The organism is Achromobacter sp. 1011811831, assembly GCF_059760905.1.
Map to the genome: position 1 here is coordinate 24,882 of NZ_JCBANG010000005.1, position 23,703 is coordinate 48,584.

Sequence of the window (23,703 nt, forward strand, 5' to 3'; positions counted from 1 at the left end):
GGCTTCCGAATGTCTGAAAACGCAAGAAAGCGCAAGCTCGCGGCCCGGCCTTCCAGGAGGCGTGTATGCTTCGGTGCGTTTTGAGGCCATCCTGCGGGGCAGGGAGGCCGGGCCGGCGAGGAGCCGGGAATGGCTGGCTGGCCAGGGTGGGCCAGGGGGCTTTTGATCTAAAATGCCCTCGGCCTTTTGTCCAGGGGATCGCTCGCGCTTGGCCTGTGCCGAGCCTGCATTTCCCAGGCTGCCGTGGCAGCACCCGACCGGAATCTGCATTGATCCGCCGGTTTGTAGATTAGCACTTCGAATCCTCCTTTTTCATGACATCTCATTCGACGAAATCCCCGTCGGCGCTGGAGCACGGCGCTTCATCAGTGGCAGAAGCCGAAGCGGCAAGGTTGCGCGTGGAGCTGGACAACGCGAAGGCATTGCTGGTGGACGCGGCACAGCGCTACCGCGAGATCGAAGGGTCCGTTGCCTACAAGGTCGGCCTGCGCCTGTCGCAGGGGCCGCTGGGCAAGATCTACCGCACGTTCCTGAAGCGTCGCCAGGAGGCGACGGTTCAACCGGCCGCTCCGGCGGTGAACACGGCGGCGCCGCAGGCCAGCGGCACTACGCGCCCAGAGCTATTGCCGGACGCAGCGCTACAAGCGCTGCCTTGCGATGTGCCTGTTGCGATCGCCCATCCCGACTGGCTGGGAATCCGCAGCTCGGCGGCCCAGATGTTCGAGCATTTGCTGCTGCTGACGGACGAATTGACCGCCGATGACGGCGAACGCATCGCTTCAGGCTTGATCGCGCGTCGCCCTGTCGCGGTCGTTCTGCAGGGCTTTCCGTTTTCCTATCAGCACCTGGTGCGCGCTCTGCACCGCCAGGCGCCGGACCTGCCGGTGCACGTCGTCTGGCATGGCACGTTCATGCAGGCGAGCGAGGACTATGCCTGGCGCAGCTTCCGGCTGATGTGCTCGCTGCAGGAGCAGGGCAAGATCCGGCGCATCGGCTGCGTCAAGAAAGGGCAGGAGCAGATTCTTCGCCATCGTGGCCTGGACGCGCACTATCTGCTGAATATGTATCGCGCCATTCCGGAACGGGCATCCCCGGTTCCGGTGGCTCCGATCAAGCTCGGAATTTGGAGCATTTCCGAATTGCGGCACAAGCCGCCATATGAAATGCTGGCCGCCGCCTCCACCATTGAGGGCGCCCAGGTTGTCGGGTCCGTTGCATCGGAGCGGATGCTCGAGTTCTGCAAGGAATTCGGCCTGAGCCAGGATTTCCTTGGCCGCATGGTGCCGCAAGACGAGATGCTCGCCCGTCTTGCCACGACGCACCTTAATCTATACGTGACGTTGAACGAGTGCGCGCCCATGTTGCCGCTTGAGAGCTTCGCGGCAGGCGTGCCTTGCGTCATCGGTCCCAATACCCCGTATTTCGAGAAGCACTCCTATCTGCGCGATCGCCTTGTGGTGGCGGCTCCTGACGATTCCTATGCGATCGCACAGAAAATCCGATTGGCGCTGGACGAACGGGAGCAGATCGTATCCGCCTACCGTGAATACGCGATTGAACATAACGCGGAGTCTGCGCTGATCTTGAAACGGTTCTTGAACTGATGCAGACAACCTGCTTTGTCAGCTATGAGTTGTTTCCCGTCACCCGCGGCGGTTGCGGCGCGTTGTTGCACAACGTGGCGGTGCAGTTGCTGGACGCAGGCGCACGTGTCGTTTTTCTGCTTGACGTCGATAAGGACGTCTTTGCAAGATTCAATTCCGTAGAACGGCTCAAGCTGCCAAACCCGAACAATTGCGTTGCCTACCGGGTAGGCGATCTTTGTGGCGATGATCTGCTGCCGCGGGAGCGTTTCTCCTCGTGGTACGAATGGCGTTCCTATATCTTGAACGTTGCGGCACTGAAGGTGCATGAGCGGGAACGGCCGCAACTGATCGAGTTTTTCGATTACCACGGCGTTGCCTACTATGCCCTGTGCGAAAAATTAGCGTTGGGAGCCTATGAGGGCACGCGTATCGCCGTTCGCTATCACGCGACGATAGAGGCGATGGATCGCGTGGACCTGACGAATTCGCTGCATCCCGAGCTATATCTGCTGTATTCCATGGAGCGCGCTGCGCTGCGCCTTGCCGATGCGGTTCTGGTGCCCTCGGAATCCGTCTTGAAGCGGACCCTGGCGAGCCTCTATCCCAAGGTCGAAGCGCATCATGTATTGGCGGTGCCGCCGTTGCAGAAGACGCTGAAGAAGCACGGCTCGGATGGCACCGAAAACGGCATTCTGTTCTACGGCAGGCTGTTTTCAATCAAGGGCGTCGATCTTTTGGTGGATGCCGCCGTGTTGTGGATGCGGCAGCGTCCGGATCTTTCGCCCGACTTTTATTTCGTAGGCGGGGATTCCAGGCAGCCGCCGGATGGCAGCGGCCTGTACGCCGACTATTTGAAGCGTCGCATACCCGCGGACCTGCGCGCGCGTTTTCATATTCTTGGGCATCTGTCCCATGAACAGACGGAAGCGCTATTGGAGAAGATCCGCTTCGCGGTGTTCCCGAATCGCGCGGAATCGTTCTGCTATGCCGCGCACGAGCTGTACGCGGGAGGCGTGCCGCTGGTCGTCTCCGACATTCCCGGGTTCGAGGACTTTTTCCAGCACGAGAAGAACTGCCTGGTATTCGATTGCGAATCATCGGATATGCTGGCCGCGACCATCGATCGTCTCTGGGACGATGAGGCGTTGCGTGAACGCCTGGCTTTTCCGTATCCCGTCGTGCCTGACGAGATCGCGCCCATCTATGACATGAAGGCTGGCGCGCCGGAGTGCGGCGATGAGCCGAAGGGTGATCAGACTTTTGGGATTCTTGTCGTCGTGCAGGCGGAGACGCTGTCCCGGGTTCAGCCGCTGTGCGCGCAACTCGCGTCCCGCGGATATGAAAGCGTGATCCTGCTGCCGGCGTTGCGCACGGAGTTGGAAGTTTCCGCCTTCCTGTTGGGACGCAATGTCCGATGCGTTGATCGTACCGGTCTGGCCATTGACTTGCACGCCATGAGGACGTCAGATGCGATGGTCATTCTGTCGGAAGGCGATGCCGTCGACCCGGATTATCTGGACATCGCGGCGCGCGTGCTCCGGACGCGCGCTGACATTCCGTTTGTGTCGGCGTGGTCCATCCGCACGCACGCTGCGGGCGAGCGGGCGATAGATCCCTACTCCCTGCCCCTGGCGCTGGATGCCGCGCCGATGAATGGACGCGGTCCCAGGACTCGCGCTGTTTTCCGTACGAGAGCCGGGCGGCCCGTGCTCGATATTTTCGACACCGGCCTTGCCGAGTATGCTGAATTCAAGCGCCTGTGGGCATTGGCCCAGGACGGCGAAGCCGGCCTGTTGATCCCGCGCCCATTGCTGGAATTGCCGGCCGAGGAGGCCGGCTATCCGAGCGCAAAGCAGATTTCCTATCTGTTGAACGGCGATGACAGCGCAGACCGCCGGAAAAGGCTTTCGCAGAGCAGCGTGGCGCATTGGAACGCCAGTCCTCTGGCGTCCGAGGGGGCGGTCCCGGTCAGGAAGCTGATGGACGAGGCGGGTGCTTTGCCGCCTGACCTGCTTCGATTGTTGCTGCGCATGGGCAACATGGTCGTCAGGATTTACCGGCGGTTCAGGGTGGCGCGGCCGATTGTAGGCTTCGCCAAGAGACTGCTGCGTCGCGGTGTCGCGAGCGCAGACAGATCCTAGTCGTAGAAATACCAGTGAGTTTGAGAGGTCACTCTTGATTGCCGAAGTGCTTCAAGTTGCGCGTGATATGGCTACGCGCCATCGCCAGCTAATTCTGCAGATGATCAAGCGCGAAGTGCTGGGCCGTTATCGCGGTTCGGTGTTTGGCCTTGCATGGTCTTTTTTCAATCCGTTGCTGCTGCTCATCGTCTACACCTTCGTGTTTTCCGTGGTGTTCAAGGCGCGCTGGGGCGGCGCGGGCGCGGCTGCGCCGCAATCCCACGGCGATTTCGCGGTGATCCTGTTCGCCGGGCTCATCATGAACAATCTCTTCGTGGAGTGCATGAACCGTGCGCCCGCGCTGATATTGTCGAACGTTTCCTACGTGAAAAAGGTGGTGTTCCCGCTGGAGACCCTGGCGGTGATTGCCCTGGGGTCAGCCGTTTTTCATCTGCTGGTCAGCCTGATCGTGCTGATCGCCGCACAGCTCATATTCATGGGCAGCGTGCCCTGGACCGTGGTGTATTTCCCGCTGATCCTGGTGCCTTTGCTGTTCCTGTGCCTGGGCTTGTCGTGGTTTCTCGCAGGGCTGGGCGTATACATCAGGGACATGACGCAAGCCGTATCGCTGTTCACCATCGTGCTGACGTTCATTTCGCCGATCTTCTACCCGCTTTCGGCGATCCCGGAGAGCATGCAACGCTACGTGAAATTGAATCCGATCACTTTCGTGGTTGAAGAGACGAGAAACGCGGTAATTTTCGGAAAGCCGTTCAATTGGTCCGGCTGGTGCGTGTATACGATCGTCGGGCTCGTGATCGCCGGCATTGGACTGATCTGGTTTCAGAAGGTGAGGAAAGGGTTCGCGGATGTGCTCTGATACGGTTTCCATACACGTCGAGAACCTCGGGAAAAGGTACTCGATCTATTCCAAGCCCCAAGACCGGCTCAAGGAAGCCTTGATGGCGCGCAGCGCCGGCCTGTTTGGTCGCGGCGTGAAGAGCTACGCGCAGGAATTCTGGGCCCTGTCGGGCGTTTCCTTCGACGTGAGAAAGGGTGAGACGGTAGGCATCGTCGGTCGGAACGGTTCGGGAAAATCGACGTTGCTGCAAATGATCTGCGGCACGGTGACGCCGTCCACAGGCTCCGTGAAGACGAATGGCCGCGTTGCCGCCCTGCTCGAGTTGGGCGCCGGCTTCAATCCGGAGTTTACGGGGCGCGAGAACGTCTACCTGAATGCTTCGTTGCTGGGTTTGACGCATGCCCAGATCGATGAGCGCTTCGACAGCATCGCGGGGTTCGCGGATATCGGCGAGTTCATTGAAAGCCCGGTCAAGAAATACTCCAGCGGCATGTTTGCGCGCCTGGCCTTTTCCGTGGCGATCCATACCGAGCCTGATATCCTCATCGTTGACGAAATCCTGGCCGTGGGAGACGCCGCCTTTCAGCGGCGCTGCCTCAAGAAGTTCTATGAGATCCGCGATATGGGTTGCACGATATTGTTCGTTTCGCACGATCAGTATCAGGTCAAGTCCATATGCCAGCGAGCGCTGTATCTTGAGAAGGGCGCGCAGAAGGCGTTCGGGCCCGCCGGCAAGGTGATTGACCAGTACACCATTGATATGCAGGCCGCCCTGCGGGAGTTCGAAGCGAAGGATGAGGCTGCCGGCAAGCATGCGGCCCACCATGCTCCCGCGGAGCTGGATGAGTTGGACAAGTCCAACCCTCCTGGCACGTCAGGCGCTGACGAAGGCGGGGCCGCGGCGCCGGTCGCGGCCGCGAAGTACCGAAAGGAGCCGGATCGTCTCTATGAGATTGACGAGGTCTGGCTTTCTTCGCCCGAAGGCGGGTCGGTGGACCATATCCGCACGGGCGGTTCCCTTACGCTGAATGCGCGATTCCATGCCGTCAGCGCCATCGTGCCGGAGCACATCAGCTTTGTGTTCAATCTGTACCGGCATGATGATCTTTACATCTGCGGTACGACGACCTTGATGGATGGCTATCAGGCACACGCAGGAGTGTCATCAGGCCAATTTAGCATCACGTTCCCCAACATCCCGCTGCTCAGCGGATCTTACAAGTGGCGCGTTGCCATCAATGACGGCGGGGGGTTCGTGGTGCACGCCGAAGCAAACAATGTCTGCCCTTTCCAGATTCTGGACGATTTCGAAGCTGTTGGGGTCATGAGTCTGCCGCGAGAATGGACTTTCGACGTTGCTTCTCGAACTGATTAAATCTGCTAATAAGCGTGCATAGAAAATGGAACGATTGAGTTTTGGACAAAGCAGCCGCTACGATGGAATGGAGGCGGCTATCCACATTGCCCGCTATTCATTCGCGAAAGAGCTGTGTGTCGGCAAGCGTGTGCTTGATGCCGCCTGTGGGGAGGGCTACGGTTCGCGCTTGCTGGCGAACTGGGGTGCAAAGGAAGTGGTGGGGGTCGATATCTCGGCCGAGGCGATCGAGAGCGCGCAGCGGCATTTCGCCAGCGATAGCGTGCGCTTCATTCAGAATGACGCTGAAACCCTGCCTCGTCACTTCGAACCTCACAGTTTCGATTTGATCGTATCGTTCGAGACCATCGAACATGTGCAGGATCCGGAGTTGTTCCTGCGTAACATCCGTGGCCTGCTCAAGCCGGGCGGCATGGTGGCCATCAGCTGCCCCAATGATTGGTGGTACTTCCCCACGGAGGCGGAGCGCAACCCCTTCCATCTGCGCAAATATCATCTGGAAGAATTCCAGGCTCAGGCGGAAGGCACCCTGGGCAAGGCGTCCGCTTGGTTCGTGGGCGGTCCCATCACGGGATTCGCCAACCTGCAGTTGAACAAGTATCTGGCCGACGACGGCGATTCGGGACAGATGCAAATGTTGCAAACTTCCCAATCCCTGCATGCGCAGTATGTTCCCGCGGAACTGGATGCCGGTCCGGGCCCCATCAATGCCAGTTACTTTGTCGGAATCTGGGGCGTTCCTGCGTATGAGTCCGCTGCCAATGCCGGGGCGGCGATCCTGCCCTTGTCGATGGACTGTTTCAAGAAGGGCATCTTCCAAGGGCATCTGCCGCGGGAGCAAGCCCAGCCGGCGCAGGCGGCACAGCCGCTGTCGGCAATTGACCTGTTCGACGCGATTTCTTCCGGAGATGTCGACCGGGCGGTAAGGGACGCGGCCTTGCGCGCGCAGGCGGCGAATACGGAGCTGGAGCTGGTGCACGGCATCATCGGCGAGCGTGACGCGCAATTGCGGGCCAAGGATGCAGAGGTCGCCGCCCTGCGCGATGATCTGGCCGCACTGCGGGCGGAAATCGATCACCTGGCTTTGCCGGCCGCCCGATACTTCCGCCTCAGGGACAAGATTCCCTCTTGGCTGCGCATCGTGGCGCTCAAGGTGTTCAAGGGTTCCAAGGGCCATTGATCGTGGGACATAAAGCGAACCTGGCGCCAGGGGTTACAGCGTATTCCTACGCGGCCGACCCGCGTCATTGCATGCTGGCGAGCGATGCGGCCAACATCGCGGGTCCGAACATCGGACGCAATGGCGAAAACCTGACCATTACCTGCCTGTCGCTCAATCGCAGCGAACTGACGCTGCGGCTGTTGAATTCGATTGCGGCGCAGGTTCCCTATTTCGCCGGGGAATTGCTGATCGTCGACAATGGCTCCACTCCGGAAGAGCTGCAGGTACTGCGCGCGGGTTGTGCAGGGTTGCCTTTCGAATGGCGCATCGTTGAACTGGGCAAGAACTACGGCGTTGCCGGTGGACGAAACCGCGCTTTCGCGGAGGTGCGCAGGGATTGGGTGCTTTGCCTGGACAACGATATCTACTTCCTGGCCAATCCCCTGCCCAGGATCCAGAGCGATATCGCGGTACTGGGCTGCCATTTCCTGAATCTGCCGCTGTTGGAGCCGGACCATGAAACCGTTTTCTCGTTTGGCGGACATCTGCACGTCGGCATCTCGGTCGGGTCCCTGCAGGTCGGCGCGAGCAGCGCCCTGGCGCAAGGACCGGCCCAGGATCGCGTCGGCGATCCTTTCCTGTCGACGTTCCTGCTCGGAGGCGCCTGCGTATGCAAGCGTGCCACGTTTGAACGCCTGGGCGGCTATGACGACAACATGTTCATCGGATTCGAGGACGTCGATTTCTCGATACGGCTGTTCCAGGAAGGCTACAAGATTGGTGTGACCGGACATGCGGTCCTGGTTCACGATCATCCGCCTCCGGAAAACGAAACGGACCACGCATACGAACGCCAGCGGTTTTCACGCCAGATGATTTATGAATCTGCGCGATACATGGAGAAGAAGCACGGTTTTGATGTCTGGAATGATGGCGTCGAGGGATGGATTGCGCGCCGGCACGAGCAGCTGGGTTTGACGCCAGAGACGGCGGCGCAATCGGGAGGCCCGTTGATCGCGGCTCGCACGGACAAGCCAAGAATCGCGATCGTCATCGATCTGGACGATTGGGCTTTTGGCAACATCGCGCGTCAGATCAAGCGGCACCTGTCCCACAAGTTCGACTTCAAGATCATCTCCTCCAGCGTGCTGGAGCATGTCGATCATATTTTCCTGGCTGCCGCAAAGTGCGACATGGTGCACTTCATGTGGCGCGAGTACTACCGGATCATCGACAGCGCCTGGTGCCGCAATCATGTGGAGCGCACCGGCGTGCCGTATGCGCTGTTCGATGAGCGGTTTGTCCGCAGCAAGCCGGTGACGACCAGCGTATACGACCACCTGTATCTCGAGCCGGCGGCGGTGCGCGAACGCGCCGCGTTCTTCAAGGACCGGGTCACGGCATACACCGTCTCGTCGAAGCGCTTGGAGTCCATTTATCAGGATCTGGAAGGGTTCCCCGCTCCGTCCACGGTCACCCGGGACGGTGTCGACCTTGCCTTGTTCCGGCCGTCCAATCTGGAGCGGCTGGACCAGGTGGGAGGCCGCCCCTTTGTCATCGGTTGGGCCGGCAACAGCAAATGGGCCAGGGAGCTGGAGGACGCCAAGGGATTCAACACGATCCTGCTGCCCGCCATTGAGCGGTTGCGGGCGGAGGGATACGCCATCGAGACGAGCTTTGCCGATCGTCAGGTCAGGTGGGTGCCGCACGATGAAATGCCGGCGTTCTACAACGGCATCGACCTGTACGTATGTCCGTCCTTGTTCGAGGGCACGCCGAATCCCGTGCTCGAGGCAATGGCGTGTGGCGTGCCTGTCCTCAGCCATGATGTCGGCGTCGTGCCTGAAGTATTTGGTCCGCAGCAGCGAGAGTTCATCGTCAAGGACAGAAGCGTCGAGGCGTTCGTCGAAAAGATGCGCGTGCTGTTGGAACAGCCGGCCATCCTGCGTCGACTTTCCGCAGAGAACCTGGAGCAGATCCAGCAATGGGACTGGAGCATCGCGACCAAGGCCTATGAGGCCTTCTTCGACGGGATCCTGGCACAGCGCCTGGGCTAGGGACTGGTTTCGTTCGCAACCAGACAGAGATGGTGGATTGAACGGCCGGCAAGCCGGCTGGTACGCATATGAGTTTAAAAAATATCGGCGTCTTCGCCAGTTTTGGGAACGTACAACGCGGCCCCCTCGGACAATTGGACCAAGCGCTGGATCACGCGCCGGCGCCCTATTGGTCCGAGGACCTGGACCGCTATCTGAATGAGCGGCAAGCGCGGCAGGCGGTGCTGTTCGGCCCCTTTGCTCCGCAAGCGCAATCGATAACGTTCATTCAATATGGAGAGCAGTGGCAGGCGCAAGCGGGCCAGGCGCCCGGCCTGTGGATGCTGGACAACTGGACGGGCCAGGTGGATGCCTTGGTGCGCTCGTGCAATGCGCCCGACACAGCATGGATCGTTTCGGCGAGCCTGATCGCCAGACTGGCGGATCCGCGGCCCCTGTTGCTCGCGCTGAAGCGGCTATGCCTGGACGGCAGCGGCCGGGTGCTGTTCGTGGTCGAAAGCGATCTGGCGCGATTGCGGGCGTGGAAACCGAAGGAGTTCGCGGCGTTCCTGGGCCAGAACGGGTTTTCCGTGACAAGCCGGCAAGCGACCGGTGCTGCCTTGTTGCTCGAGGCTGGCGTCGAGCGCGAAGCCTATGGCCGTTATCTGCGGGAATTGGGCCTGGCGCCGCAGCTTCTGGACGCAGACCTGCTGTTGCTGACGACGGAGGATGCCACCGTCAGGGCCACGGGGGGCATCGGCACCTACGTCAAGAACATCAAGGCCGTGGATCCGCGCGCCGCCGTACTGATGTGCGACGTCGACCTGAGTCCCGCTGCGCTCGATGGCAGGACGTTCGTGCCGCGCATGTTCGTGGACGGGATCGGCAAGGATAGCTTCTTCGATGGCCTGGGCTTGCTGGAAGTCCTGAAGGCCATTCTGTATGTGTTGCCGCGCCTGGCGGTGGTGGAAGCGCAGGACTACAAGTCCATCGGCTTTCGTGTCGTGCAGGCCAAGCGCACCGGCGCATTGCCGGCGTGGTTGCATACTCGCGTATTCATGCATGGTTCGATCGACTACGTGAAGTATGGCGTACAGAACGAAACCGCCATGGACTACACCCCGCACGAGTTGGCCTGGGCCGTGCGGGATAGTTATCTATTCAGGTTCGCGGACGAATGCTACGCGCCTTCACGCTATCTGGGCGAACGTTTGCTGCAGCAGGAGTTCGGCTACGAGCTGAACAACTTGTCCATTACCCGGCTGCCGTTCGATCTTGCGCTTATGCCCCAGGCGCGTCCGGTCGAATTCGGGAAGGTGAAGCGCATCGTCTTCATCGGGAAGTACAACCAGCTGAAAGGCTGGCCGGATTTTGTGGCCGCCATGGAGTCCCTGGCCGAGCAAGGCCTGTTGCGGGATATTGCCGAGGTGATATCGCTCGGGCCGCTGGGTCCGGGCAATGAAGACCGGCAGCGGCTTGATGCGATCTGTACCTACAAGGACATGCATCTGACGCACGAGCAGCTGCTGTCCTTCGCAAATGAACGCTTGGCCGATACCCTGTTCGTCGTGCCATCGCGTGGCGAAAACTATCCGTTTGTCATTCTGGAGCAGTTGCTGCTGGGCTCCTTGTTCGTCGCATACAACACCGGCGGCGCAGTCGAGGTGGTGGACGACCCGGATCACGTAGAGCGCTTCTTTTCGGATCCGAATGCGGTCGCGCTGGCGGCGAAGATGGGCGAAGTGCTGCGTACTTCACCCGTAGTTTATGGCCCCGATCTCAATGCGTCGCGCGAGCGTGTGCGTGCCAGGCAGATTGGCATCAATACCGGTTGGAGCCGCGCAGACCAGATTGCGCATGCCCACGCGTGGCCGGCTTTCAATGCCCAGCCGGCCTGCGACGTTTCCGTCGTCGTGCCGGTGTTCAATACGCCGTTGGGCTATGTAGAGGAGCTGCTTTCCTCCGTGCTCCGGTCGCGGCTCAAGCCCGCCGAGCTGATCATTATCGACGATGGTTCTGCCGCGGAATATCACACGCAGCTGGCCGAGTTGATCGAGCGCGTGCTTGGCGATGCGATGAGCGTGCGACTGCGGCGCCAGGAGAACAAGGGCCTGGCCGGAGCGCGCAATGAGGGGCTCGCGCTGTCGAAATCCGCATTGACCTTCTTTATCGACAGCGACGACGTGCTGTTGCCGCAAACGCTGGAAGAGGCCTGGACCGCGATGACGCTTGATGCCTCGCTCGTTGCGGCGACGGGGTTCGCCCTGCATTTCAGCGATCTGCCATCCCTGCCGAAAACGGCCGAGCCCCTGCGCGACGGCTGGTTCTGGAAACCGCTGGGCGTGCCGGAAGCCAAGGCGTTGGCCATACTGGAGAATCAGTACATTACGGCGAATGTCATGGTACGGACGGCGCGCCTGCGCGAGTTGGGCGGCTGGGACGATACGGACAGGTCGGTATGGGAGGATTGGGCGTTCTTCGCGAGACTTGCGTGGTCCGGACAGCGCTTTACGCTGATTCCGTCGTTGGGCTACCTCTATCGTAATACGCCGGGCAGCATGTCCAAGACTTACAACAAGTACTTTGGACGCAGACGCCTGGTCCGCAATCTGGCGGGCTTCAGCAAATTGGACGCCAACATCCTGTTCAGCCTGGCGAATGGGGGCGGCGGCGGCAAAGGCAGCGCGCAGCTTGCCGGCGCCAGCTTGTCTGAAAAGGAAATCGAGCTCATCAACCTGATCCGGTCGATGATCCAGAAGCCAAAGCTGCGTCGCATTGTGGTGGCGCTATATCGCGGCTATACGCGGATGCGGAGACTATTCCGATGAGTATGGTGCGGCGGGAGGTTGGCGCCAGCGCCGCGCGTCTTCCCGCGGTTCGGTTTTCCGTGCTCATGTCGGTCTATCACGGGGAACGGCCGGAGTATCTTGACGCCGCCTTGACCAGCTTGCAATCGTCCAGGGTTGCCTTGCCCGAAGTCGTATTGGTCGAGGATGGGCCTTTGCCGGACGCGCTGCATGTCGTTATCGGCCGCCATGCCGGCGTCCTGAATTTGCGGCGGGTCGTCTTGCAGGAGAATGCGGGATTGGGACCGGCGTTGACGGCGGGGCTGCAGCAATGCAGCCATGAGTGGGTCGCTCGTTTCGATACTGATGACTTGATCGTCGCGGACCGGTTCGAGCGGCAGCTCGAACAGATACGGCAGTTTCCCGATATAGACGTGTTCGGCGGCTGGATCCGCGAGTTTGACAATGACCTGAGCGAAGACAGCATGCGCTTGCGCCGCGTGCCGCGGGATCATGCGGATATCGTCGACTATGCCAAGGGGCGCAATCCGTTCAATCACATGACGGTTATGTTCAGGCGGGAGCTGGCGTTATCCTTGGGCGGGTATCGGAATGAATACCTGTACGAAGATTATGCGTTGTGGGTCAGAATGATCCAGGCGGGCGCCAGGACCGCCAATCTGCCGGTCGTGCTGGTGAACGCGCGGGCTGGGGCGGGGATGTACGGCCGGCGGGGTGGCTGGCGCTACGTGACGGGCGAAATCCGGGCGCAGTGGGGCTTCTACAGAACCGGATTCATCGGTTTGCCTCGATTGGCAGTGAATCTGCTGTCCAGAGTGCCGGTCAGGCTGATGCCCGGCGCAGTGAGGCGGTTCATCTATGAGCGCGTGTTGCGCGTGCACGGAAAATAAATAGGTCAGGTATGGACAAAACACTGCTGGTCACTGGCGGAGCCGGTTATATCGGTTCGCACACATTGCTGGCACTGATGGCGGCTGGATATCGGCTTGTCGTGCTGGATAACTATTCGAACAGTTCGCCGGAAGTGCTGCGGCGGGTGGAGCGGCTGAGCGGGCAGGCGGTCGAGTTCGTGCTGGGCGACATCCGTAACGCGAATCTGCTGGACAGCCTGTTCCAGGCTCAGGCAGGGGCTGCTCATCCCGTGCACGGCGTGGTGCATTTCGCCGCGCTCAAGGCTGTCGGAGAGTCGGTGGCGAATCCCCTGGCCTATTACGACAACAATGTCGGCGGCACCGTGGCCCTGTTGGCGGCGATGGATCGCGCCGGTGTACGCAACATCGTGTTCAGTTCTTCCGCGACGGTATATGGCGAGCCCGTCGATTTGCCGTATACGGAACAGCACAGGATCGCGCCCACCAACCCTTATGGTTGGAGCAAGGCGATGGTCGAGCAGATCTTGCGGGACTGGGCCGCGACGGGCGAGCAGCGCAGGGCCGTGGCGTTGCGCTATTTCAATCCCATTGGCGCGCACGCCAGCGGCATGCTGGGCGAGGCGCCACAAGGCCGGCCGAACAATCTCTTTCCGTTCATCACGCAAGTGGCGGTCGGCAAGCGGGAGTGCCTGTCGATCTATGGCGATGATTACGAAACCGAAGATGGCACCGGCGTGCGGGATTACCTGCATGTCGAGGACCTGGCGGACGGCCATGTGTGCGCCGTCAAGTACGCCGCAACGGCGTCCGAGCCTTTTTCGGCGATCAATCTTGGAACTGGCAGGGGCACCAGCGTGCTGCAGCTGGTGAGGGCATTCGAACAGGCCAGTGGCGTGTCCATTTCCTGTAAGGTGGAGGCCCGGCGGCCTGGCGATATTGCCGCTGCCTGGGCCGATCCTGCGCTGGCCCACCGGCTGCTGGGTTGGACGGCCGAGCGGTCGATCGAGCAGATGTGCATTGACGGCTGGCGCTGGCAGTCGAACAATCCGGACGGATACGGCAGTTGATCCTGCCGGGACCGGCGGGAGGCCGCCATGCGTTGTTTGTTTCCTTCGGCCTCGCAGGCTTTCAGGCTGGCGCAGCGGTAGCGGCGAAAACTCGAATCGGGCGCAAGCCCGCCCTAGCGGGCTCCACGGACGACAACATCTTATACGTATGGAAATCAGACCTATCCAATTCGACGAGAACTCGCTGAAGAGCTATTCATCGCTTTTTGCGCAGTGTTTCCCGCCTTCGGCCAAATTCGGCCTGGATGCCCTGAACTGGTTGTATACGCAGAATCCCGCGGGCAATGCGGTGGGATTCGACGCCTGGGAAGGCGAGCAGCTCGCGGCTCATTATGTGTGCGTGCCCGCGGTCATATCCTATGGCGGCAAGCCGAGCCGGATGCTGCTGTCGTTGAATACGGCAACCCATCCCTCCTTCCAGGGCAAGGGCTTGTTTACCAAGCTGGCGCAGGCCACTTATGACGCGGCGGCCGAGCTTGGGTTCGACGCCGTCCATGGGGTGGCGAATGCCAATAGCACGCCGGGTTTCATTCGCAAGCTTGGCTTTACGTTGGTCCAGCCCCTTGAGGCGCGTGTCGGGCTCGGCAACCTGGGCGTGGACAAGGCGCGGTTGGCGGCCAGCGCGCAATTTCAGCGGGTATGGACCGAGGAGCATCTGGCTTGGCGTTGCGCCAATCCGGTAAACAGGATTTCCGCGCGCGCCAGTGGCGGGGCAAGCCATTTTTTTGCAGCCGCCAAGGGCAAGGCCTTGCCGGTGTACGCGCGCCTGGAAAACAGCGAACTGGCCTCGGCTGCGGAAGCCCAGGGCCTCGCCTCCCCGGCAAGGCTGTTTCTTGGCCTGTACCCGGGCGATGCTTGCGGCTACGCCGGGTACTTTAATGTTCCGCAGCGCTTTCGCCCATCTCCCCTGAATTTCATTTTCCGCCCCCTGAAGGCCGGTTTGGCGCCCTTGGCGGCGGGGGGCGTCGCCTTTTCCTTCCTGGACTTCGATGCATACTGAGACTCGCGTTTCGGAGCCGGTCGCGCTGTTCTTCTTCGCTCATCAGGATGACGAGTTTGGCGTCTTTCAGGCCATCCTTGACGAGCGTAGCCAGGGCAGGCGCGTAATCTGCTGCTATCTCACCGACGGGGGCTTCGGCGGCGTATCCGTGACCCGCAGGAACAACGAATCCCTGGCCGTGCTGGGCAAGCTCGGCGTGGCCGGTGACGATGTCCTGTTCGCCGGGGAGGCCTTGTCCATCGCGGACGGGCGCCTGCCCGAGAACATGGAGCAGGCAGGCGCATGGATAGACGCCTGGCTGGCCCGATTCGATTCGATTCAGGCCATATACGTGACTGCCTGGGAGGGAGGGCATCACGATCATGACGCGCTGCACGCAATCGTGGCGACTGTCGCGCAGCGGCGTGGCCATCTGGCGCAGTGCCGCCAGTTTGCTCTGTACAACGCGTTCCATTGCCCTGGACCGCTGTTCCGGGTTCACAGTCCGTTGGCGGAAAACGGGGCAGTGGCATACACCGCTGTCCCCTTTGCGGACCGCCTGCGTTTCCTGAGGCTCTGCCTGAGCTATCCCTCGCAGGCCAAGACATGGATCGGCCTGTTCCCGTTTGTCGTGATCCACTATCTCACTGACGGACGTCAGGCTACCCAGGGCATGGACCTGCGGCGACTGTCGCAACGGCCGCACGACGGACTGCTCTACTACGAGAAGAGGCAGTTCTACCAATGGGAGAAAATGCAGGCGTCCGTGCAGTCGTGGCAAGCCAAATTTGGCGGGCTGGTGTAGATGATCCAGGCGCGCGACCCAAGGGGGATCCGGTCCCCGTTGGCTCGGCCATGCCTGGCAGCGTTTGTTGTACATTCGCTGCTTCAATCGCATGATCGTCAGTCTTGATGCCCACTCGTATCCTCATTGTCCGCACCTCGTCCCTGGGCGACCTCGTGCACATGCTGCCCGCCATCTCGGATATCGCTCGGCACGTCCCGGACGCTGAAATCGACTGGGTGGCCGAAGAGGCATTCGCCGAGATCCCCGCCTGGCACCCCGCCGTGAACGAGGTTATCAAGGTCGCTCACCGCCGTTGGCGCAAGGCATGGTGGTCGGCCCAGGTGCGGGCCGAGCGCAAGGCGCTGCGCGAGCGCCTGCGCGCCAAGAAATACGACATCGTGCTGGACATGCAGGCCCTGCTCAAGTCCGCCTGGCTGGTGCGCCAGGCGCGCGGCGTGCGCCATGGGCTGGACTGGCGCTCCGCGCGCGAGCCGCTGGCGTCCCTGTTCTACAACGTCCGCCACAAGGTGGAGTTCTGGCAGCCGGCGGTGATCCGCCAGCGCAAGCTGGCGGCGCTGACCTTCGGTTACCAATATGCCGGGCAGCCAGACTTCGGTTTGCAGTCTTTTGCACGGCAAGGCGGGCCGGGCTCGGTCGGCGATACGGTCCACGATGTCCCGAGCGAGGGGCTCAACGTATCCGACATGCCCAAGCTGCACCATCTGGACCTGGACCGGGGCTATGCCGTGGTCATGCCGTCCGCCAGCCGGGACGACAAGCTCTGGCCCGAGGACGACTGGCGCGCGGTGTTCCGCCGCCTGCGCGACGCCGGTTGCGCGCTGAAGCTGCTGGCTGGCAACGAACAGGAGGCCGAGCGCGCCCGCCTGCTGGTCGCCGGCATGGACGGCGCCGAGGTCTTGCCTCGCATGAGCCTCACGGACGTTGCCCGTCTGCTGGCCGGATCCCGTCTCATGGTGGGCCTGGACAGCGGGCTGACGCATCTTTCCGCCGCGCTGGGCCGCCCCACGATCGGCATCTACCGGGCCTCGACCCCGGTCCGCACGCCGCTGGTCGGCTCGAACTACACCGCCAGCCTCGGCGACCGCGGCGCCTCGCCCTCGCGCGAGGCGGTCATGGCATCGGTCGAGCAGGCGCTGGCCGCCAAATGACATGAACCGCGGTGTCTATACCCTGGCGCTGCGGGCCGCCTCGCCCCTGGTCTGGCTCTGGATGGCCCATCGGGCGCGCCGCGCCGGCGGGCATTGGCAGATTTTCTCCGCCGAACGTTTCGGCCGCGGCGCAGCGCCACCGGCCTCGTTCGCCTCGCCCGTCTGGGTGCATGCCGTGAGCCTGGGCGAGACGCGCGCCGCGCAGCCGCTGCTGCAAGCCTTGCTGGACCGAGGCCTGCCGGTGCTGCTGACCCACATCACGGCCACGGGACGGGCGGAAGGCGAACGGCTGTTCCCGGCCGCCGTTGCGAGCGGCCAACTGCGCCAGGCCTGGCTGCCCTACGACTTTCCCGGCGCCACCCGCCGTTTCCTGGCGCGCTGGCGGCCGCGCTGCGGCCTGTTGATCGAACGCGAAATCTGGCCGAACCTGCTGGCCGCGGCGCGCCGCGCGCGGGTGCCGATGGGCCTGGTCAGCGCCCGCTATTCCGAATCGTCGCTGCGCCAGGCCCGCCGCATGGGCGCGGTGATGCGCGAAGCGCTGGCAGGCCTGGACCTGGTGCTGGCGCAGACGCCGCAGGACGCGGAGCGGTTGCGGCAGGCAGGCGCGCCCCGGGCGGTGGTGACAGGCAGTTTGAAATTCGACCTGGCGCTGCCGTCGGCGCGCGTGGACGCCGGACGCCAGTGGCGCGCGGCGCTGGGCCGGCCGGTCGTGGCCGTGGCCAGCACGCGCGAAGGCGAGGATGCGGCTTTCATCGAGGCGATCAAGCGCGCGTCGGCCCTGCCGGGCGCGCCCTTGTTCCTGCTGATTCCCCGGCATCCGCAGCGCTTCGACGAAGCGGCGGGCCTGCTGGACGAGGCCGGGCTGCCCTTTGTCCGGCGTTCCCGGGATGTATCGCCGGGTCCGGACACGGCAGTGCTGCTGGGCGACAGCCTGGGCGAAATGGCTTTCTACTACGCGGCCTGCGATGTGGCGATCGTCGCCGGCAGCTTCGCGCCGCTGGGCGGGCAGAATCTGATCGAGGCCTGCGCGGCCGCGGTGCCCGTCATCGTGGGACCGCATACGTTCAATTTCCAGCAGGCGGCGATCGAGGCCATCGAGGCCGGCGGCGTCCTGCGCGCGGCCGACGCCGGGCAGGCGGTGCAGGCCGCGCTGGCATTGCTGCAAGACGATGTGCGTCGCCAGTCGATGGGGCGGGCCGGGCGGGCGTGGTTCGAGACGCATGCCGGCGCCGTGGCGCGCACGATGGACGCCTTGTCGCCCTGGTTGGCCTGAGCGCGCCGCCCAGTGCCCGGGCGGCATGACATCTCCGGGGGGGAGGGGCGTGGCGCTCGGCCGTCAGTGCTGCGGCGCGGCCTTGCCGGTGAGCGTGACCGCCCCGGCGTTCAATTCCTGGTTCAGGCGCCGCGCGTCGCGGCCCTCGTCTTCGGGACGCATGCCCAGCATGCCCTGTCCCAGCGCATAGGCCCACAGGTTCGCCAGCAGGATCAGGATGAACAGCACGCGCATGGACGGTTCGTCCCTTCAGTCCGGATGGCCGGCCGTGGCGCGGGCCATGGCGGCCAGGCCGTCGAGCACTGGGTGGTCCAGGTAGACGGGCACGGGCGTGGCGCCGAAGGCGCCGCCGGCGTCGGCGAGCAGGCGCTCGATTTCCTGGTGGACTTCGGGCCAGCCGCCGCCCGCGGCGAAGATCTGCGGGGTTTCGCCATAGCGCTGGCGGCCGGCCAGCCATTGGCGTACCACCGCGCCGGCCTGCGCGGCGGCGATGCCGGAGGCGATCGCCTCGTGCGTGTCGGCGGGATAGGCGACGACGCGGCCGTCGGCGACCGGCAGGTTGGCGGTGCCGTGGGCCAGCGCGTTGCGCATCATGGCGGGGCCGGGCAGGATCAGGCCGCCGACGAATACGTTGTCGGGGCCCACGGTGTCGATGGTGGTGGCGGTGCCGAAGCTGGCCAGCAGGAAGGGCGGATGCGCGCCGGGCAGGCGCGACAGCACGCCCAGCAGCGAAGCCCACCGGTCCGAGCCCAGCTGGGCCGGCTGGCGGTAGCCGTTGGTCAGCCCCAGCGTGCTGGGCTGCGAGCGGGCCCAGGTCACGGCGCAGCCGCGCTTGAGCAGGATCTCGGCGATGGCCGCGCCGCGCGCGTCGCCGGCCACGTTCACGCCCAGGGCGCGCAGCGGGCGGCGGGGCAGCCCATCCAGCCAGCGGTCCAGCGCCGCCAGGTCCAGCCCGTCGAACGCGACGGCGGCCGGCTCGCGCGGCATGTCGGGATTGCTGGCGTCGAGCCAGCCGACCTTCAGGCGGCTGTTGCCGGAATCGATGAGAATGATCATGCTTGTGGCCGAATCGAGATTTCGCCGACCGAGACGGGCATGTCGCCGGCCTCCGTGCGCAGCAGCAGCCGGCCTTGCGCGTCGACGCCGCGGGCGGTGCCGCTCATCAGCACGGTGCCCTTGTCCAGCACGTTCACCGGCCGTCCGGCCAGCGCATCCACGTCGGCGTAGCGTTGCGCGAAGGCGCCGAAGCCCTCGCGTTCCAGCGTGCGCACCGCGTCGTGCCAGGCCATGGCCGAGGCGCAGACCAGATCCGCGGGCGTCGAGGGCCGGGCGTCCGATTGCGCGGCCACGCGGGTCCAGTCGGCCACGTCGCGGCCCAGGGCCAGTGATAGCGCGTCGGCGTCGATCAGGTTCACGCCCATGCCGATGACCACGGTGTAGCCGGTGTCCGCGCCGCCCGGGTTGCGGGTGGTTTCCACCAGCACGCCGGCCAGTTTGGCATCGCCCCACTGGACGTCGTTGGGCCATTTCATGCACAGACCGGGCCGCGAACCGGGACCCGCGACGGACCGCAGCGCCTCACAGGCGGCGACCCCGGCCAGCGGGGACAGCGCGGGCAGCTGGGCGGCGGGCAGGTGCACGTCGAAGGCGCAGGAGAACATCAGGGTCGCGCCCGAGCGGTTCTGCCAGGGGCGGCCGGCCCGCCCGCGGCCGGTTTCCTGCAGGTGCGTGCCCAGCAGCCAGGGCTTGCCGGCGCCCTGTCCGGCGCGGGCGCGGCCCAGCAGGTCGGCATTGGTCGAGCCGGTGCTGGCCGTCCAGGCGACGTCTTGAAAGGCGGGCAGGCGCGAGCCGAGTTCCCGGGCCAGGGCTTCGGGCGCGGGCAGCGCGGCGTATGGGTCTTGAACGGGCATGCCCGCGATTGTAGGGCAGGAGCGCCGGATCCCGGCAAAAGGCGGCCCGGGCCGTTCCCCGTATGACCGCCGGGTCTCTGCGAGGCGCCAGTGATGCCTCGCGAGTGAAACGCGGCAGCGTATATGATGGCGGATACATTTTTTGCATCGGTGTGTCCTCCCTATGCCCCATTCCAACCCATGTCCGCCCGGCGCCGCGTCTTTCCGCAAGGAAGGCGGGGTGTGCCATGTGGCGGGAGACTGGAGCGTGCTGGCGCTGGCCCAGCCCGGCGAGGTCGAGCGCCGGCGCGAGGCCATGGCCCGCGCCGCGGGCGGCGAAGGCGTGCGCTGGGACCTGCACGGCATCAGCCGGCTGGACACCATCGGCGCGCTGCTGATCTGGCAGGCCTGGGGCGAACGCCTGCCGGATCGCGTGCGCTGGGCGGCCGGCCAGCAGGACGTGTTCAACGCGCTTTCCCTGAACAAGGGCGGCACCCGCGATGTGCCGGCCAAGGAAGATCCCTGGGGCTGGGTGCGCGCCGTGGGCGATGCCGTGTTCCGCGCGGCCGGCAATGGCCGCGCGCTGCTCATCATGCTGGGACAGCTGATCCTGGACCTGGGTGCCATGCTGCGCCGCCCTCGGTTGGGGCCGTGGCGAGAGATCTCGGCCCAGGTATACCGGGCCGGCGCGCAGGCGCTGGGCATCACGGCGCTGGTGGGCTTTCTGATCGGTGTCGTCTTGTCCTATTTGTCGGCGCAGCAATTACAGATGGTCGGCGCCGACCGCTTCATCGTGCGCCTGCTGGGCGTGTCCATCGTGCGCGAGCTGGGGCCGGTGCTGGCCGCCATCCTGGTGGCGGGCCGCTCGGGCTCGGCCATCACCGCCCAGATCGGCGTGATGCGGGTGACCCAGGAGCTGGATGCCATGCTGGTCATGGGCATCTCGCACGGGCAGCGCCTGATCCTGCCGCGCGTCGTGGCGCTGGCGGTGGTCATGCCGCTGCTGGTGCTGTGGACCGACGCCATGGCGTTGCTGGGCGGCATGCTGGCGGCGCAGGCGCAGCTGGGCGTGTCGGCGCAATGGTTCCTGACCTCGTTGCCGGACGCGATCTCGCTCACCAATTACTGGATTGGCATTCTCAAGGGAGTGACTTTCGGCGTGCTGATCGCGCTGATCGCCTGCCATTTCGGCCTGCGCATCCAGCCCAATACCGAAAGCCTGGGGCGCGGCACCACCACTTCCGTGGTTACGTCCATCACGGGAGTGATCCTGCTGGACGCCCTGTACGCGGTGATTTTCAGCACGGTGGGCATCTGATGGGACGGGGCCGATGAACGCCGCGACCCAGAACCGCCTGTTCGCCGAGGACGGCGTCACCACGGAACCGGTGATCTCGGTGCGCGGCCTGCGCACGGCCTTCGGCGACCACGTGGTGCACGACAACCTGGACCTGACCGTCTTTCGCGGCGAGATCATGGTGCTGGTGGGCGGTTCGGGCACGGGCAAGACGGTGTTGTTGCGGCAGATCATCGGCCTGGAGCGGCCGGCGGCCGGCGTCGTGCGGGTGCTGGGACAGTCCCTGTTCGACCTCGCGCCGGCCGAGCGGCGGCGCCTGTCGTACCGTTGGGGCATGCTGTTCCAGGCCGGGGCGCTATTCTCGGCGCTGTCGGTGTACGACAACGTGGCCCTGCCGCTGCGCGAACTGCGCACCATTCCCGAGGATCTGGTGCACGACGTGGTGATGTGCCGGCTGGCCATGGTGGGCCTGTCGGCGCAGGACGCCGGCAAGCGGCCGTCGGACCTGTCCGGCGGCATGGTCAAGCGGGTGGCGCTGGCGCGCGCGCTGTCGCTGGATCCCGAGCTGGTGTTCCTGGACGAGCCCACCGCGGGGCTGGATCCGCTGCGCTCGGACGAGTTCGTCGACCTGGTGCGCAGCCTGCACCGGCAGCTGGGGTTCACCGTTGTCATGGTGACGCACGACCTGGACACGCTGCTGGCGCTGGCCACGCGCGTGGCGGTGCTGGCGGACAAGCGGGTGATCGTGTGCGACACGGTGCCGGAAGTCCTGAAATTCGACCACCCGTTCATTCATACATTCTTCCTGGGCGAACGCGGCCTGCGCGCGCTCGGGGATCTGGCGCCGAAGGGATTGCAACATGGAAAACCGTAGTCATGCGCTCATGGCCGGTATCTTCACGCTGGTTTTGCTGGCCGCCGCCGCGCTGGTGGCCATCTGGATCGGACGGGACCGGACCCAGCTGCAGCCATATGAAATCGTCTCCGCCACCGCCGTCAGCGGCCTGAACTCGCAGTCGACCGTGCGCTACCAGGGCGTGCCGGTGGGCAAGGTGCAGTCGCTGGCGCTGAACCCGGACAAGCCGGGCCAGGTGCGCATCCGCATCGGCGTGGCGCCGTCCACGCCGATCACCGAATCGACCTGGGCCGAACTGGGCGTGCAGGGCGTGACGGGCTTGGCCAACGTCGAGCTGCGCGACGACGGCAGCTCGCTCAAGCGGCTGACCTCGACCGCGGCGCAGCCCGCCGCGATTCCGCTGCGGCCGGGCTTTTTCGAACGGCTCGAGCAGCGCGGCGGCAAGCTGATCTCGAACGTCGAGGAAGCAACCAACCAACTCAAGCTGGTGCTGAGCGAGCAGAACGTGCAGGCGCTGGGCACGGCGCTGCGCAACGCCGGCGAGCTGACCGAGTCGCTCAAGAACGCCAGCCGCGAGCTGCAGCCGGCCATGGCCAAGATCGGGCCGCTGGTCGATTCGCTGGGCGACGCCTCGCGCCAGGCCGGCCGCGCCGCGCGCGAAGTGGGCGATCTGGCGCAGCAGGCGCGCCAGTCCCTGGCCCGCCTGAACGCGCCCGACGGTCCGCTGGCCGTTGCTTCCCGCAGCCTGAGCGACATCGCGTCGGCCGCGGCGCGACTGGACGGCGAGACCCTGCCGGCCATTACCGGCATGGCCCAGAACATCGGCCAGGCCGCCCGCGGCGCCACCTCCACCCTGCGCCGTGTGGACAGCACGCCGCAATCCTTGCTGTTCGGCCCCGCGCCGGCGGCGCCCGGACCCGGCGAAGCCGGATTCGCCGGCTTTGGGAGCACGTCCAAATGAAGATGCGCAGCGCGTTTCTGGTCTTGACGCTGGCTTTGGCCGGCTGCGGCGTGGGCCGCGTCGGCACGCCGCCATCCGTGTTCGATCTTGGGGCCGACCTGCGGCCCGCCTTGCAGTTGCCGGCGCGCGCGCCGATCGCACTGGCCTACACATCGGTGCCCGCGCTGTCGGACACCGGCATCATCTGGCGCGTCGGCGACAGCGCGGCGCCCAAATCCTATGCCACTTACCGCTGGGCTTCCTCGCCGTCGGACCTGGTGCGCCAGCGCCTGACCGAGCGCCTGTCGCGCCAGGGGGCGGTGCTGGGCGAACGGGTCAACGGCCAGACGCCGCAGCTGCAGGTCCAGCTGCAGCAGTTTGAACAGGTCTTCGCGCCGGACGGCGCATCCAGCCAGGGCCGCGTGGTGCTGCAGGCGGTGCTGGTGAACGGGCACAAGGTGCTGGGCCAGACCCGCATCGCCGTCCAGGCGCCCGCGCCGACGCAGGACGCGGCCGGCGGCGTGGCCGCGCTGCGCCAGGCGACCGACGACGCCGCCGACCAGCTGGCGCAATGGCTGGCGACCGCGCTGCCGTCCGCCGGTTAACATCGCTGCTTTCCGCTACAC

The 23,703-nt window shown here is 64.3% G+C and carries 20 protein-coding genes; 17 read left to right on the forward strand and 3 right to left on the reverse strand.

The window, feature by feature from the left end:
• Nucleotides 1-314 precede the first annotated feature (314 nt).
• The 13 genes from AC6LJ9_RS03375 to AC6LJ9_RS03435 all read left to right on the forward strand — a co-directional run bounded on the left by AC6LJ9_RS03375 (nt 315) and on the right by AC6LJ9_RS03435 (nt 18,095).
• On the forward strand, nt 315-1,604 hold the full coding sequence (locus AC6LJ9_RS03375; protein ID WP_498146415.1) for a hypothetical protein: 1,290 nt from the start codon (nt 315-317) through the stop codon (nt 1,602-1,604).
• The gene (locus AC6LJ9_RS03380; RefSeq protein WP_498146416.1) at nt 1,604-3,727 is read left to right on the forward strand and encodes a glycosyltransferase family 4 protein; all 2,124 of its coding nucleotides are present in this window, start codon (nt 1,604-1,606) and stop codon (nt 3,725-3,727) included. Before AC6LJ9_RS03375 ends, AC6LJ9_RS03380 begins: the two co-directional genes overlap by 1 nt.
• A 34-nt stretch (nt 3,728-3,761) precedes the next feature.
• Complete coding sequence (locus tag AC6LJ9_RS03385) at nt 3,762-4,586, forward strand: ABC transporter permease (protein ID WP_498146417.1); 825 nt, start codon at nt 3,762-3,764, stop codon at nt 4,584-4,586.
• Between the two features lie 82 nt (nt 4,587-4,668).
• A complete protein-coding gene (locus AC6LJ9_RS03390) occupies nt 4,669-5,943 on the forward strand; it encodes an ABC transporter ATP-binding protein (RefSeq protein WP_498146418.1) in 1,275 nt (424 codons plus the stop codon).
• 25 nt (nt 5,944-5,968) lie between these two features.
• Nucleotides 5,969-7,123, forward strand: a complete 1,155-nt coding sequence (locus tag AC6LJ9_RS03395; RefSeq protein ID WP_498146419.1) for a class I SAM-dependent methyltransferase — start codon at nt 5,969-5,971, stop codon at nt 7,121-7,123.
• Between the two features lie 71 nt (nt 7,124-7,194).
• On the forward strand, nt 7,195-9,162 hold the full coding sequence (locus AC6LJ9_RS03400) for a glycosyltransferase (protein WP_498146420.1): 1,968 nt from the start codon (nt 7,195-7,197) through the stop codon (nt 9,160-9,162).
• Nucleotides 9,163-9,296: 134 nt separating this feature from the next.
• Entirely contained in the window at nt 9,297-11,969 is a 2,673-nt protein-coding gene (locus AC6LJ9_RS03405; RefSeq protein ID WP_498146421.1) for a glycosyltransferase, read from the forward strand.
• A complete protein-coding gene (locus AC6LJ9_RS03410; protein WP_498146422.1) occupies nt 11,966-12,838 on the forward strand; it encodes a glycosyltransferase in 873 nt (290 codons plus the stop codon). The genes AC6LJ9_RS03405 and AC6LJ9_RS03410 overlap by 4 nt, the downstream gene beginning before the upstream one ends.
• An 11-nt stretch (nt 12,839-12,849) precedes the next feature.
• The gene (gene galE / locus AC6LJ9_RS03415; protein ID WP_498146423.1) at nt 12,850-13,887 is read left to right on the forward strand and encodes a UDP-glucose 4-epimerase GalE; all 1,038 of its coding nucleotides are present in this window, start codon (nt 12,850-12,852) and stop codon (nt 13,885-13,887) included.
• Between the two features lie 148 nt (nt 13,888-14,035).
• On the forward strand, nt 14,036-14,887 hold the full coding sequence (locus AC6LJ9_RS03420; RefSeq protein WP_498146424.1) for a GNAT family N-acetyltransferase: 852 nt from the start codon (nt 14,036-14,038) through the stop codon (nt 14,885-14,887).
• Nucleotides 14,877-15,671, forward strand: a complete 795-nt coding sequence (locus tag AC6LJ9_RS03425) for a PIG-L deacetylase family protein (protein WP_498146425.1) — start codon at nt 14,877-14,879, stop codon at nt 15,669-15,671. The genes AC6LJ9_RS03420 and AC6LJ9_RS03425 overlap by 11 nt, the downstream gene beginning before the upstream one ends.
• 107 nt (nt 15,672-15,778) lie before the next feature.
• Nucleotides 15,779-16,822 carry a lipopolysaccharide heptosyltransferase I gene (waaC, locus tag AC6LJ9_RS03430; RefSeq protein ID WP_498146426.1) on the forward strand — a complete coding sequence of 348 codons (1,044 nt, stop codon included), beginning with the start codon at nt 15,779-15,781 and terminating at the stop codon, nt 16,820-16,822.
• A 1-nt stretch (nt 16,823) separates the two neighbouring features.
• Nucleotides 16,824-18,095, forward strand: a complete 1,272-nt coding sequence (locus tag AC6LJ9_RS03435) for a 3-deoxy-D-manno-octulosonic acid transferase (protein WP_498146427.1) — start codon at nt 16,824-16,826, stop codon at nt 18,093-18,095.
• A gap of 63 nt (nt 18,096-18,158) precedes the next feature.
• Here the strand turns inward: AC6LJ9_RS03435 and AC6LJ9_RS03440 are convergent, their stop codons facing one another.
• From AC6LJ9_RS03440 to AC6LJ9_RS03450, 3 genes are read right to left on the reverse strand one after another with little or no spacing between them, the layout of a single operon-like run.
• Nucleotides 18,159-18,329 carry a hypothetical protein gene (locus tag AC6LJ9_RS03440; RefSeq protein ID WP_212319168.1) on the reverse strand — a complete coding sequence of 57 codons (171 nt, stop codon included), beginning with the start codon at nt 18,327-18,329 and terminating at the stop codon, nt 18,159-18,161.
• 15 nt (nt 18,330-18,344) lie between these two features.
• Entirely contained in the window at nt 18,345-19,151 is an 807-nt protein-coding gene (locus tag AC6LJ9_RS03445; RefSeq protein ID WP_498146428.1) for a type III pantothenate kinase, read from the reverse strand.
• Complete coding sequence (locus AC6LJ9_RS03450; RefSeq protein ID WP_498146429.1) at nt 19,148-20,005, reverse strand: biotin--[acetyl-CoA-carboxylase] ligase; 858 nt, start codon at nt 20,003-20,005, stop codon at nt 19,148-19,150. The genes AC6LJ9_RS03445 and AC6LJ9_RS03450 overlap by 4 nt, the downstream gene beginning before the upstream one ends.
• A gap of 163 nt (nt 20,006-20,168) precedes the next feature.
• Here AC6LJ9_RS03450 and AC6LJ9_RS03455 point away from each other — a divergent pair, with 163 nt between their 5' ends.
• From AC6LJ9_RS03455 to AC6LJ9_RS03470, 4 genes are read left to right on the forward strand one after another with little or no spacing between them, the layout of a single operon-like run.
• Nucleotides 20,169-21,302, forward strand: a complete 1,134-nt coding sequence (locus tag AC6LJ9_RS03455) for an MlaE family ABC transporter permease (RefSeq protein ID WP_498146430.1) — start codon at nt 20,169-20,171, stop codon at nt 21,300-21,302.
• Nucleotides 21,303-21,315: 13 nt separating this feature from the next.
• Nucleotides 21,316-22,155 (forward strand): ABC transporter ATP-binding protein, encoded by an 840-nt coding sequence (locus AC6LJ9_RS03460; RefSeq protein WP_498146431.1) that lies wholly within the window; start codon nt 21,316-21,318, stop codon nt 22,153-22,155.
• Complete coding sequence (locus tag AC6LJ9_RS03465; protein WP_212319179.1) at nt 22,142-23,098, forward strand: MlaD family protein; 957 nt, start codon at nt 22,142-22,144, stop codon at nt 23,096-23,098. Before AC6LJ9_RS03460 ends, AC6LJ9_RS03465 begins: the two co-directional genes overlap by 14 nt.
• The gene (locus AC6LJ9_RS03470; RefSeq protein WP_498146432.1) at nt 23,095-23,682 is read left to right on the forward strand and encodes an ABC-type transport auxiliary lipoprotein family protein; all 588 of its coding nucleotides are present in this window, start codon (nt 23,095-23,097) and stop codon (nt 23,680-23,682) included. The genes AC6LJ9_RS03465 and AC6LJ9_RS03470 overlap by 4 nt, the downstream gene beginning before the upstream one ends.
• Nucleotides 23,683-23,703 lie beyond the last annotated feature (21 nt).